This is a genomic window from Sulfitobacter sp. EE-36 (genome assembly GCF_000152605.1).
Lineage (GTDB): Bacteria > Pseudomonadota > Alphaproteobacteria > Rhodobacterales > Rhodobacteraceae > Sulfitobacter > Sulfitobacter pontiacus.
The window spans coordinates 2,183,275-2,195,172 of sequence record NZ_CH959310.1 but is presented as its reverse complement, the minus strand read 5'-3'; the positions used below and the strand labels follow the sequence as shown (position 1 = coordinate 2,195,172).

The window sequence follows — 11,898 nt, the reverse complement described above, 5'->3', positions numbered from 1 at the left end:
TCCCTTCCCCTAGAGAAAGGCTGCGTGCCGCGATCCGCGCGTAGATGAAATTATGACCGAGCAGAATGTAGTGACCCAAACCGACGCCAAACCCGTACCCACGTTGCCTGACGCGCAGACCGTGACTTCTGTCAAACACTGGACGGACCGGCTGTTTTCCTTCCGCGTGACCCGCCCTGCATCCTTGCGCTTTCGCTCGGGCGAGTTTGTGATGATCGGCCTGATGGGCGACCCGCACCCCGAGACGGGCAAGCAAAAGCCGCTGCTGCGCGCCTATTCCATCGCCTCGCCCTCCTGGGACGAAGAGCTGGAGTTCTATTCGATCAAGGTGCAGGACGGCCCGCTGACCTCGAAGCTGCAACACATCCAGCCCGGCGACCAGATCATCCTGCGGCCCAAGCCCGTCGGCACGCTGGTGCATGACGCGCTGCTGCCCGGCAAACGTCTGTGGCTTTTCGCCACCGGCACGGGCTTTGCACCCTTTGCCTCGCTGCTGCGCGAACCGGAGACCTACGAGAAATTCGACCAGATCATCATGACCCACACCACCCGCGATGTGGCCGAGCTGGACTATGGCCGCACGCTGGTCGAGAGCCTTGCCGATGATCCGCTGATCGGCGAGATGATCGGCGACAAGCTGGTCTATTACCCTACCACCACCCGTGAGCAAAGCCCCAAGATGGGCCGCATCACCAATCTGCTGCAGGACGGCACGGTGTTCAAAGACCTCGGCATCGACGGTATCAGCGCCGACACCGATCGCGGCATGGTGTGCGGGAGCCTTGAATTCAACAAGGATATCAAGGACGTGCTTGAAGGTTTCGGGCTAGAGGAAGGGGCGAACTCCGACCCCAAACACTACGTCGTTGAAAAGGCCTTTGTCGGCTGATCCGACGCAGCGGTGCCCTTGCAAGGGGCACCACAGGTAAAACAAAAGCCGCGCTCTCTTTCGAGGCGCGGCTTTTTCATGTCTGGCGGATCAGCTTTGCGTGGGCCTCGATTAAAGCGCCAGCGCCTCGCGGATCCGTGCGAGGATCGCGCGCAGGGCATCGGGGTTTTCACCGGCGGTGACCAGCCCTTGCTTCAGCAGCGCTTTCTGCGTGGCGGGCAGATCAGAGGTGTCGATCATGGTTTGCACCTTCTCCAGATCAAAGCCATCGACGGTGGTCAATTGCTCTGGCGTGTCGGCATCGGCGGTGACGTCGGGCTGAACTTCTGTATCGGCAGCAGCCCCCGCATCTGTGTTCGCCTGTGCATCTGTCGCGGCCACGGCGGCGGCTTCTTCCTCTTGAACCGCTGCGGCGTCTGCTTCGGCTTGCGGGTCAGCGGCGGGTGCCGTGCCCGCTTGTGTGGTGCTGGCGGCATCGCTTGCCTCTGAACTGCTGGCAGCCATGGCATCGGCCTCTGCGCTGGTGGAAACCTCCGCGTTGCCTTCTGCGGTATCATTCGCCGCTTGCGTTGCATCCTCGGCGATCTGCTTGCCCGCGTTCATCGCATCCTCGCCCGCCTCGGCCGCGGCATCGGCCACATCCTCGGCCGCTTCCGACAGCGCGTCGGCTGCGGTATTCGCGGCCTCCGTGGTGGCTTCTACCGCCTCGGTCACTGCGCCCTCTGTCGCCTCGACAGCGTCGCCCACAGCTTCGGTCGCACTTTCCAGTGCGGCGGGAGCATTGACGGCATCCGACGCATCGGTCGCAATCTCCTGGACCGAACGGCCCGAATACAACATGTACGCGCCAAGCGCGATCACCCCTGCGATGACAATCCAGATGAGGTTTTTCATGATGCTGTGGTTCCTTTGAACTTTGTTAATCCCCTGCTGCACATACTATATGCCGACACATAGCGTCAAATGCGCGATACGCTGCTTCCCCTTGGGTAAATCCCTCAAAAATACGCGGTTTTACCCTGTATATGCGCCATTTTGCGACTTGAAGAAGACCATGAGCAGGTTTACCTTCCGTGCTCGACATCAGTACAACAATCAAAGGACGACCATCATCGCTCGCAGACCGCATAACGCGCCGCCGCAAAGAGACACCGGCCCGCGCATCAACGAAAACATCCGCGCCAACGAAATCCGCCTGATCGGTGCGGATGGGGAAAACGTCGGCGTCGTGACACCGGATCGCGCCATGGAAATGGCTGTTGATGCCGGACTTGATCTGGTCGAGATTTCGCCCAATGCCAACCCGCCCGTGTGCAAGATCATGGACTTTGGCAAATTCAAGTATGAGACGCAAAAGCGTGAAGCCGAAGCGCGCAAGAAGCAAAAGATCATCGAGATCAAAGAGGTCAAGTTCCGCCCGAACACCGATACCAATGACTATGACGTCAAGATGCGTAACGTGTTCAAGTTCCTCGACAATGGGGACAAGGTAAAGATCACGCTGCGGTTCCGCGGTCGTGAGATGGCCCACCAGAACCTTGGCCGCGAGCTGCTTGAACGCGTTGCCGAAGACACCAAAGAAGTTGGCCGCGTTGAAAACTTCCCGAAGATGGAAGGCCGCCAGATGGTCATGCTCATCGGGCCGCTGCCAAGCAAATAATTCCGGGTCTTACAGTCCCGAGACGCAAAAAGCCCCCGCAGTTTCCTGCGGGGGCTTTTCTATGTCTTGAAGGTCGCGGTTACTGACGCAGCAGACCAGTGATGTTGCGCACAACCGCGCGACGGTTGGCGGGTTCGGCGGTCTCGGTCGGTACTTTCAACGCGCTTTCACCGTAGCCTTGGGTGATCAGGTTGGCTGGCGGCACGTCAAAATACTCGGTCAGGGCCAATGCAACGGTCTCGGCACGACGGTCAGACAGCGCAAGGTTGTAGCCCGCATTGCCAACCGCATCGGTGTGCCCTTCCACAAGGATCACAGTGCGCGGATCATCCTTGATGGCATTGCTGATCGCGGTCCCGATCTTGGACAGCGCACGGGCCTGTTCAGGCTGGATGGCAGCCGACCCTGTGGCAAAACGCACAGCGTCCAGCTCGATCTCTGGTGCCAGGGCACGGACCTGACGGACATCACGCACCTGACGCAGCGAATACCGCTGGGCCTGATCGCCACGCAACTGCGTTTGCAACGCGGCACGCAGCGCTTCCTCGTTCTGCTGGCTGGCCAGCGTATTGGCCTGCGGGCGGACCTGAGGCAGCTCGTTCACCACGATACGTTCTTCGGCTTGGGTGTCATCGAACAGCACATATTCATTGCCCTGCGGATCGACGTTGATCCGGCGCAATACGGTGCCGTCCCGACCCAGAATGGTCACGATCTTGCTGCCGTTGGGCTTGATCACAGTGGTACGCGAAGAACCGTCGTTGAACGTCTCGCGGCGGACTTCGTCACCGGCCTGACGCACAAGCGCATCATCGTCTTTCAAAACGCGCAGATCCCCATTCGGATCTTCAACAACCAGACGGTCACCCGAGTTGCTCACGACCTTCGAGCCGTTGTTCAGGATCGACCCGACAGCCACGGCACCGATGCCGACAAGCAGGGCTTTCTCGAACTTGCTCAGCCCGTCGTCGTCATCCTTTTTGGCTTGCATATTGGCTTCGGCAGAGGTGTCACCGGTGACGGCCGTCGAAAATTCTTCATTCGACGCGCGCGTGTCTTCTTCGGTGATCTCTTCTACCACAACGTCGGCCTTGGCTTCACCGCTGTCAGCAGCGGCGGCGGCTTCGGCAGCAGCGGCTGCATCAGCGGCGCGCTGTTCCTGACGGGCCTCTTCCGCAGCCTGTTCGGCGGCAAGATCAGCGGCGATCTGCTCTTCCGTTTGCTGCTGGGTGTCGGCCTCCGCCTGCGTTTCAGTGTCGGAAGAGCTGTCTGCCGGCACATCGGTCTCGGCTTGGGTTTCTTCGGTCGACTCAGTCTCTGCCGGCTCTGCCTGAGCTTGCGCCTCTGCCTCTACGCCAGCGTCGCTTTCAGCGGCAGGGGCCTCTGCCTGTGTCTCGGCAGACTGCGCTTCAGGGCTGTCCGAGGTTTCGGCCGCCGCAGCGGCGTCTTGCTCTGCCTCGGCTTCGGCTGCTGCCTTGGCTTCAGCGTCTGCGGCGATCTGTGCGGCGACCGCGTCCTCACGCTCTGCTTCGGCCTGCGCTTCGGCGGCAGCAGCTTCCTCGGCCTCGGCGGCTTGTGCGTCTGCAGCGGCCTGAGCTTCTGCGGCCTCTTGTTCAGCGGCCTGCGCGGCGGCGGCGGCTTCTGCATCGGCTGCAGCTTGCGCCTCAGCAGCTTCTGCTTCAGCGGCAGCGGCGGCGGCCTCCGCGTCGGCAGCGGCTTGCTCTTCCGCGGCGGCTTGGGCTTCTGCGGTGGCAGCGGCTTCGGCTTCGGCGGCGGCGGCAGCCTGCTCTTCCGCGGCGTCTACGGTTTCAGCGGCGGCTTCTGCATCGGGCTCGGCTTGCGCTTCGGTCTGGGCTTCCGCCTCAAGACCAAGGGCCTGCGCCAGATCGCCGTCGGCACGCAAAGTCATCATCTGATCCGCATCCGCCACGACACTGCCGTCAGGCAGCACGCATGGGAACACGGTTTGCTCCCCTTCGGCCACGCAGCTTTCTGTTGTCTGGGCAAAACCACCTGTGGGCAAAGCCAGCGCCAAACACATGGTCAAAGAGGTCGTCGATTTCAAAAGTTTATACATTCCTAATCCTCACGGGGTTATGGACGCCGTTCGGGCAGCGTTACGGCACAACACCGGTGCTGCAAAATCGTTCCCAACCCTGCGCAAGTGATAATCATCCAGACAGCAAAAAACCGCCCCAAGGTTTCCCAAGGGACGGTTTTCATTGAAGTATCGAGTGGTTTAGGTCAGCGCGGCAACTGCCCGTTTTGTCATCACAGCAACCAGATGCGCACGGTAGTCACCACTGCCGTGCAGATCGCTGATCATGCCGTCACCGGGCAGGCTCAACCCCGACAGGGCATCCACGGCAAAACTCCCGCTCAGCGCGGCTTCTGCGTCGCTCCACCGGAAGACGCCATCCTCCGACGCACCCGTCACAGCAACCCGCACACCGTCCGCGAATTTTGCCACGAACACGGCCACCAGCGGAAAGCGCGAGGCAGGTTGGATGAATTTCTCGTAATGCGCCTTCTCGGGGATCGGGAAACGCACTTCGGTGATGATCTCGCCCTCGTCCAGCGCGGTGGCGAACATCCCCTCAAAGAAATCATCCGCCGCGATCTCGCGCGCGTTGGTCACAATCGTCGCACCGCTGGCCAGCACCCCTGCCGGATAACAGGCCGAGGGGTCGTTATTCGCGACCGATCCGCCGATGGTGCCACGGTTGCGCACGGCCGGATCACCGATCCGCGCGGCCAGACTGGCCAGCCCGGGGTAATGTGCCTCTGCCTCTTTGGCGACGGTCGCATGTACGGTACCCCCACCGATACACAGACGACCGTCATCGCCCATACGCACGCCGCGCATGTCCTCGATCCCGCTCAGCGACACCAGAACCGACGGCATCGCCAAGCGCGCCTTCAGCGTGGGGATCAACGTTTGCCCGCCGCTTAGCGGTTGCGCCTCGTCCTGCCCCAATGCCGAGACCGCCTCGGCCACTGTCGCGGGTTTCACTACATCAAAATCATACATCTTGCGTCCTTCCAATCTCAGAGCGGGCCTTGGCCCCAAACGCCTCTCTTCATTTTGCCAATAAACTCCGGGGGCGCGGGGGCTGGCCCCCGCTGCACCTATTTTTTTCGCGCCACGGCGCGAAGATGCAGCCCCCCGCCTTGTCTCATCCTCTTAACCGTTCATCGCCGCCCAAACCCGCGCCGGTGTGACAGGCATGTCGATATGCCCGACATCCTTACCGCCCGATCGCATGGCGTCCAACACCGCATTCACCACCGCAGGCGGCGATCCGATGGCCCCTGCCTCACCGCAGCCTTTCACGCCCAAGGGGTTGTGCGTACAGGGCGTCTGGCACGAATGGTCAACGGTATAGAACGGCAGATCGCTGGCCCGTGGCATCGCGTAGTCCATGTAGGACGCGCTGAGCAACTGACCGTCGCTGTCATAGGCGCAATTCTCCATCAGCGCTTGCCCGATGCCTTGCGCGATCCCGCCGTGGACCTGACCGCTCACGATCATCGGGTTGACGATATTGCCAAAGTCATCCGCCGCCGCAAAACGGTCAATGGTGACATGGCCTGTTTCGGGGTCCAACTCGACCTCGCAGGCATAGGCACCGGACGGATAGGTAAAGTTCGACGGATCGTAGAAAGCCGTCTCTTCCAGACCCGGCTCGATATCCTCCAGCGGGTAGTTATGCGGCACATAGGCAGCCAGCGTCACATCCCCCCAAGCAACGGATTTATCCGTCCCCGCCACGGTAAAGGCCCCGTCCTTCAGCTCGATATCCCCTTCCGAGGCTTCCAGCAGGTGCGACGCGATCTTGGTGGCCTTAGCGATGATCTTTTCCGTGGCACGGACCATGGCCGACCCGCCAACCGCAAGGGAGCGCGAGCCGTAGGTGCCCATCCCCATCGGGGTGTTGGCCGTGTCGCCATGCACGATCTCGACCATCTCTTCGGGGATACCGATCATCTCGGCGATCACCTGCGGGAAGGCGGTTTCATGCCCCTGCCCGTGGCTGTGGCTGCCGGTCATCACGACCAGACCGCCCGTAGCATTGACCCGCACGGTGGCGGATTCATACAGACCCGCCCGCGCGCCAAGCTGCCCCACAAGGTTCGAGGGCGCGATGCCGCACGCCTCGATATAGCAGTTCACGCCGAATCCACGCAGCTTGCCCTTGGCCTCGCTTTCCTTGCGGCGCGCGTCGAAACCGGCGAAATCGGCGATCTCTTCAAGCTTGTCCATCGTGGCCACATAATCGCCCGTGTCATATTCCACCGCGACCGGCGTGGCATAGGGGAATTCGGTGATGAAGTTCTGCCGCCGCAAGGCAATCGGGTCGACCCCAAGCTCATGGGCGCATTTATCCACCAGCCGTTCCAGCTGATAGGTTGCCTCCGGCCGGCCCGCGCCGCGATAGGCATCGACGGGCACGGTATTCGTAAACACGGCCTTTACGTTCACATAGATCAGTGGCGTCTTGTAGTTGCCCGCCATCAAGGTGCCGTGCAGCCATGTGGGCACCGACGGCGCGAAGGTCGACAGATAAGCCCCCATATTCGCGTAAGTGTCCGTGCGCAGCGCGGTAAAGTTATTGTCTGCGTCCAGCGCCATCTGGATCTTGGTCACATGGTCGCGCCCGTGGGCGTCGGACATGAAGGCCTCGGACCTGCTGGAGGTCCATTTCACCGGACGGTTACAGGCTTTGGCGGCAAAGGTGCAGAACGCCTCTTCCTGATAGTGGAAAATCTTGGTGCCAAAGCCGCCGCCCACATCGGGGGCCACGACGCGCAGCTTGTGTTCGGGGATGCCCAGAACAAAGGCCCCCATCAGCAGGCGGATCACATGGGGGTTCTGGCTGGTGGTGTAAAGCGTATGATCGCCTGTCCCGCGTGCATAGTCGCCGACGGCGACGCGCGGTTCCATCGGATTGGCGACCAGACGGTTGTTGACCAGTTCCAGCGTGGTGACATGGGCTGCGTCGTCAAAAGCCTTGTCCACGGCGGCCTTGTTCTCTTCGACAAAGCCCCAATCGTAGCAAAGGTTCGAAGTCAGATCGTCATGAACCTTGGGCGCGCCTTCCTGCACGGCCTGCTTCATATCGATGACGGCGGGCAGATCGGTGATATCGACGACGATCGCCTCTGCCGCATCGCGGGCCTGCGACAGGGTTTCCGCCACGACAGCCGCAATCGGTTCGCCTACGTGGCGGACCTTGCCTTCGGCCAACACGGGGTGACGCGGCTCTTGCATGGGCGCGCCATGCTTGTCCGTGACCTGCCAGCCGCAGGGGATCGACCCGACCTCGGCGAAATCGGCACCGGTAAAGATCTTCACGACCCCCGGCATCCCCTCTGCCGCGGATGTATCGACCGAATTCAGCACCCCATGGGCGATATCCGAGCGCAGAAAGAACACATGCGCCTGTCCGTGCAGGTTGATATCGTCGGTATAATTCCCCTCACCGGTCAAAAACCGGATATCCTCGCGCCGCTTGCTGCTGGCACCAATTCCGCCGTCCTTTGGCATGGTCAATTCCTCCCTATGGGGCACGGATCGGGTCCGTACCGTCGTATGTGGCTTTTGCGTTTGGCTTTATTCTTATGTCGTCAATCTATGGGTTGCTGCGGTTCCCCGTTCGCGTGGGAAAGCGCGGTTTTCAGGATGGGTGCGCCGTGTCCTCCCGCCCCTGCATCAACAGGGCCGCACGTCGCACGGTGGTTATTCGGCAGCCAGCGCGCTGACGTCCTGACCGGATGCGGCCATGATCGCCTTGACGATGTTATGGTAGCCGGTGCAGCGGCAGATATTGCCGTCCAGATAGTGCCGGACCTCTGCCTCGGTCGGCTTGGGGTTATCTTTCAGCAGCGCCGAGGCTGACATGATCATGCCCGGTGTACAAAAGCCGCATTGCAGCCCGTGGTGGTCCTGAAACGCCTGTTGGATCACTGTCAGCGATCCATCGGGGTTGGCCATGGATTCGATCGTCTTGACCTCGGCCCCGTCCGCTTCGACCGCGAGCATGGTGCAGGCCTTGACCGCCTCGCCGTTGACATGAACCACGCAGGCCCCGCACTGGCTGGTGTCGCAGCCGATATGCGTGCCGGTCAGGCTCAGGTTTTCGCGCAGGAATGACGCCAGCAACGTGCGCCCTTCGACGGCACCGGATGCAGGTTTGCCGTTCACGGTCATTTTGACCTCGGTCATGATGTTCCTCCCGTTTTATGTCATGTGTTGGGTCGAGTTAAGCACGCCAAAGGGGCGTTGAGAACAGAAATTTTTCGCATGGGTTGAACTTCGCGGGTGCGACGCGGCGACGGGCCTTGCGTCAGGGTCGGTCAGCCGCGTCTTGGTTGCGGACGGGTGGCGATCTCTTTCAGCAGGCCACCCACCCCCATGCGGGCGATATCGCGCGGGGATACCTCTATGCCGCAGATCACACGCGACAGCACCCAATCTGCCCCATTCAACGCAGGCGCGCGCGCGCAGCCCGGCAGGCCGATCACCGGCGTATCGCCCATCTGCCCCAGAAACAGCAGATTTCCCGGATCAACCGGCATGCCAAAGCGCGAGACCTCTCCGCCCGCGGCGCGCAGGGCCTGCGGGGCCACGTCATCAATGTCAGAGGTGGCAGAGCCTGTGAGGATCAGCGTCAGCGCCGTATCCGCCGCGGCAATGGCATCGCGCAGGGCGGTGACCTCATGCGGGACCATGACGACTTTTTTCAGATCCACATCCAGCGCAGAGAGCCGGTCTGCGATGGCCTTTTTGCCCTTGTCGCCCGCCCCGCCGTCAATCTCGGTGATGATCAGCGTCGCGTCCTTGATTTGCGGCGGCACCAGCCGGATCGCGCCGCGTCCGGCATCACAGGCGGCAGCAAGATCGCTTTGCGCGACGGCGTAAGAGATAATCTTGATCGTCGCCACCATGCCCCCCGCTGCCATCTGCTGGAACGGCGGGACCGTGGCCAGCGTGATCATCGGGTGCACGGCGTTCAACGCTTCAAGCGCGCCCACATCCAGCTGCGCCACCCCCGGCCCATCGGCCAGCAGGTTCACGCGGCCGGTAAAGGCGCGCGTCATCGTCAGATGGGGATGCGCCGCCAGCACGGCCTGCGCCACTTGTGCCGCCGCGGTATTTTCATTCACATCCCCTGACGCGAGCTGCGCCACAATGATGCTGTCGATGCCCTCTGCCCGAAGCTCGGCAAGATGGGCGGGCTCTAGCCGTAACCCCTTGCGCAAACGGCCCGAGGGCAATGCGATGGAATGGGCCAGCACGGCACCCTCGGCCTGCGCCGTGTCGATGGGGCCGAACTTCACGGTTTTCTCAGGGCTTGGATCATCTGCGACAGGATCGACACCGCGATCTCGGGCGGGCTGGCGGCCCCGATGTCCAGCCCGACGGGGCCGTTGATGCGCGCGATGTCGGCAGCGGTAAACCCCGCCTCTTCCAGCCGTGCCACGCGGGAGGCATGGGTGCGTTTCGATCCGAGCGCCCCGATATAGAAGGCGTCGGACCGGAGTGCGATATGCAGCGCGGGGTCGTCCAGTTTGGGGTCGTGGGTCAGCAGCACAACGGCGCTGCGGGTATCGACGCCGACAGTGTCCATCGCCGCGTCCGGCCAGTCGTTGATCACCTGTGCATCGGGAAAACGCGCTTGCGATCCAAACGCCTCGCGCGGGTCGATGACCACGGCGTCAAAGCCCGCGACCTGCGCCATGGGCACCAAGGCTTGCGCGATATGTACCGCCCCGACGATCACCAGCCGCAGCGGCGGGTTGTGGATCGCGACAAATGTATCGCCATCCTCTTCAACGCCGGAACGGTCCATGCGAAAGCGGTCTGCATAGCCGCCCGTGACCAAGCGCCCCACCCCGCCCGACAGGGGCACCTGATAGGCCACGGGCTGGCGCGCGGCGCGGGCGCGGACGAGGTCGCCCAGAACGTCAAACGGCATCGCCTTTTCGCCCACAGGTTCGACCAATACGCGAATCTTTCCGCCACAGGCCAGCCCCACGGCAAAGGCGTCGCCATCGCTGACGCCATATTCCAGCAACCGCGGCGTGCCGTCCTCGATCGCCTCGAGCGCTTCGACCACCACGGCCCCCTCGACACAACCGCCCGAGACAGAGCCCTGCATCTCGCCATCTGCGGCGATGGCCAGCTGCGCGCCAACCCGTCGCGGGGCAGAGCCCCATGTCTCCACCACCGTGGCCAGCGCGGCCCCGCGGCCCGCTTGCGCCCATGCATAGGCGCGTTCCGGTGCGTTCTCGAAAATCTCCATGGCGGGTGGTCTCCTTACCTTGTCGCGGCGGCGACTGTTCTTATGTAGGGCGTCCCATGCCCCCGCTCAATGAGATAACGGGGAGATAACTTGCACGCCGCCCTGCACACTACTACATCTTGGGCAATGACATGCCAGACGGAGCGCCCCACACATGCCCATGCAAGCCCGCGAAATCGAAGACCTGCTGCGCGAGACCTTTCCAAACGCCAAGATCACCGTCGAAGGCAATGACGGCGTGCATATGGCCGCGATGATCATCGACGAAAGTTTCCGTGGCCAGAACCGTGTGCAACAGCAACGTGCCGTCTATGCCGCGCTCAAGGGCCGGATGGATGGATCGAACGGCGATTTGCACGCGCTGGCGCTGACAACCAAAGCGCCGGATTGATCCGGTGGACCCGATCCTGATCCTGATCCTCAGCGTCTTGGTGCTGATCGTGGCGGTTCTGCGCGGCCTACAGGCGCTGAAACACACACGCGATACCGAACGCGGATCAAAGCCGGGCAAGGGCTATCACGAAATTGACGCGACCTATCATTCGGGTGGCGGCGGCGGCGGACATCAGACCAACTACCGCATCCCCCGCGACCCTCAAGAATACGCGAAACGCTTTATACCAAAGGACAAATCGAAATGACCGACGCAAAGACGCAAATTCAGGAAACCATCACCGCCAACAATGTTGTGCTGTTCATGAAGGGCAACAAGACGATGCCGCAGTGCGGGTTCTCGTCCCGTGTGGCGGGCGTGTTGAACTATATGAATGTCGACTACACCGACGTGAACGTATTGGCCGACGAAGAGCTGCGTCAGGGGATCAAGGATTTCTCTGACTGGCCCACCATCCCGCAGCTTTACGTCAAAGGCGAATTCGTCGGCGGCTGTGACATCATCACCGAAATGATGTTGTCGGGCGAGTTGGACACGCTGCTGGAAGACAACGGCGTCGCCTTCGACAAGGACGCAGCTGACAAGATCCGCGAAGCCAACGGCTAACGGCTAACAGCTAACGGTCGGCTGACAAAAAAACGGGTGCGCC

General features: G+C 61.9%; 12 protein-coding genes. 5 read left to right on the top strand and 7 right to left on the bottom strand.

The window, feature by feature from the left end; translation table 11 throughout:
• Positions 1-52: 52 nt before the first annotated feature.
• Positions 53-889, top strand: a complete 837-nt coding sequence (locus EE36_RS13185) for a ferredoxin--NADP reductase (protein ID WP_005853016.1) — start codon at positions 53-55, stop codon at positions 887-889.
• A gap of 111 nt (positions 890-1,000) precedes the next feature.
• Here the strand turns inward: EE36_RS13185 and EE36_RS13180 are convergent, their stop codons facing one another.
• Entirely contained in the window at positions 1,001-1,783 is a 783-nt protein-coding gene (locus EE36_RS13180) for a hypothetical protein (RefSeq protein WP_005853014.1), read from the bottom strand.
• 217 nt (positions 1,784-2,000) lie between these two features.
• Here EE36_RS13180 and infC point away from each other — a divergent pair, with 217 nt between their 5' ends.
• A complete protein-coding gene (gene infC / locus EE36_RS13175; protein ID WP_037944998.1) occupies positions 2,001-2,549 on the top strand; it encodes a translation initiation factor IF-3 in 549 nt (182 codons plus the stop codon).
• Positions 2,550-2,628: 79 nt separating this feature from the next.
• Here infC and EE36_RS13170 read toward each other — a convergent pair whose 3' ends face one another.
• The 6 genes from EE36_RS13170 to EE36_RS13145 all read right to left on the bottom strand — a co-directional run bounded on the left by EE36_RS13170 (position 2,629) and on the right by EE36_RS13145 (position 10,855).
• The gene (locus EE36_RS13170; RefSeq protein ID WP_005853010.1) at positions 2,629-4,626 is read right to left on the bottom strand and encodes an OmpA family protein; all 1,998 of its coding nucleotides are present in this window, start codon (positions 4,624-4,626) and stop codon (positions 2,629-2,631) included.
• A 162-nt stretch (positions 4,627-4,788) separates the two neighbouring features.
• Positions 4,789-5,580, bottom strand: a complete 792-nt coding sequence (locus EE36_RS13165) for a xanthine dehydrogenase family protein subunit M (protein WP_005853008.1) — start codon at positions 5,578-5,580, stop codon at positions 4,789-4,791.
• Positions 5,581-5,733: 153 nt separating this feature from the next.
• On the bottom strand, positions 5,734-8,097 hold the full coding sequence (locus EE36_RS13160) for a xanthine dehydrogenase family protein molybdopterin-binding subunit (protein ID WP_005853007.1): 2,364 nt from the start codon (positions 8,095-8,097) through the stop codon (positions 5,734-5,736).
• A 192-nt stretch (positions 8,098-8,289) separates the two neighbouring features.
• A complete protein-coding gene (locus EE36_RS13155; RefSeq protein ID WP_005853005.1) occupies positions 8,290-8,775 on the bottom strand; it encodes a (2Fe-2S)-binding protein in 486 nt (161 codons plus the stop codon).
• 131 nt (positions 8,776-8,906) lie between these two features.
• The gene (locus tag EE36_RS13150; protein WP_005853003.1) at positions 8,907-9,890 is read right to left on the bottom strand and encodes a molybdopterin-binding protein; all 984 of its coding nucleotides are present in this window, start codon (positions 9,888-9,890) and stop codon (positions 8,907-8,909) included.
• A complete protein-coding gene (locus tag EE36_RS13145; protein WP_005853001.1) occupies positions 9,887-10,855 on the bottom strand; it encodes an XdhC family protein in 969 nt (322 codons plus the stop codon). The genes EE36_RS13150 and EE36_RS13145 overlap by 4 nt, the downstream gene beginning before the upstream one ends.
• Before the next feature lie 154 nt (positions 10,856-11,009).
• Here EE36_RS13145 and EE36_RS13140 point away from each other — a divergent pair, with 154 nt between their 5' ends.
• From EE36_RS13140 to grxD, 3 genes are read left to right on the top strand one after another with little or no spacing between them, the layout of a single operon-like run.
• The gene (locus tag EE36_RS13140) at positions 11,010-11,246 is read left to right on the top strand and encodes a BolA/IbaG family iron-sulfur metabolism protein (RefSeq protein ID WP_005853000.1); all 237 of its coding nucleotides are present in this window, start codon (positions 11,010-11,012) and stop codon (positions 11,244-11,246) included.
• 4 nt (positions 11,247-11,250) lie between these two features.
• Entirely contained in the window at positions 11,251-11,496 is a 246-nt protein-coding gene (locus tag EE36_RS13135; protein WP_005852998.1) for a hypothetical protein, read from the top strand.
• Complete coding sequence (gene grxD, locus EE36_RS13130; protein WP_005852996.1) at positions 11,493-11,855, top strand: Grx4 family monothiol glutaredoxin; 363 nt, start codon at positions 11,493-11,495, stop codon at positions 11,853-11,855. Before EE36_RS13135 ends, grxD begins: the two co-directional genes overlap by 4 nt.
• The last annotated feature ends 43 nt before the right edge of the window (positions 11,856-11,898 follow it).

Coding starts and splice junctions, on each gene's coding strand:
- EE36_RS13160 (WP_005853007.1), bottom strand. CDS start 8,097: ATGCCAAAGGACGGCGGAATTGGTGCCAGCAGCAAGCGGCGCGAGGAT.
- EE36_RS13155 (WP_005853005.1), bottom strand. CDS start 8,775: ATGACCGAGGTCAAAATGACCGTGAACGGCAAACCTGCATCCGGTGCC.
- EE36_RS13170 (WP_005853010.1), bottom strand. CDS start 4,626: ATGTATAAACTTTTGAAATCGACGACCTCTTTGACCATGTGTTTGGCG.
- EE36_RS13165 (WP_005853008.1), bottom strand. CDS start 5,580: ATGTATGATTTTGATGTAGTGAAACCCGCGACAGTGGCCGAGGCGGTC.
- EE36_RS13185 (WP_005853016.1), top strand. CDS start 53: ATGACCGAGCAGAATGTAGTGACCCAAACCGACGCCAAACCCGTACCC.
- EE36_RS13140 (WP_005853000.1), top strand. CDS start 11,010: ATGCCCATGCAAGCCCGCGAAATCGAAGACCTGCTGCGCGAGACCTTT.
- grxD (WP_005852996.1), top strand. CDS start 11,493: ATGACCGACGCAAAGACGCAAATTCAGGAAACCATCACCGCCAACAAT.
- EE36_RS13145 (WP_005853001.1), bottom strand. CDS start 10,855: ATGGAGATTTTCGAGAACGCACCGGAACGCGCCTATGCATGGGCGCAA.
- EE36_RS13180 (WP_005853014.1), bottom strand. CDS start 1,783: ATGAAAAACCTCATCTGGATTGTCATCGCAGGGGTGATCGCGCTTGGC.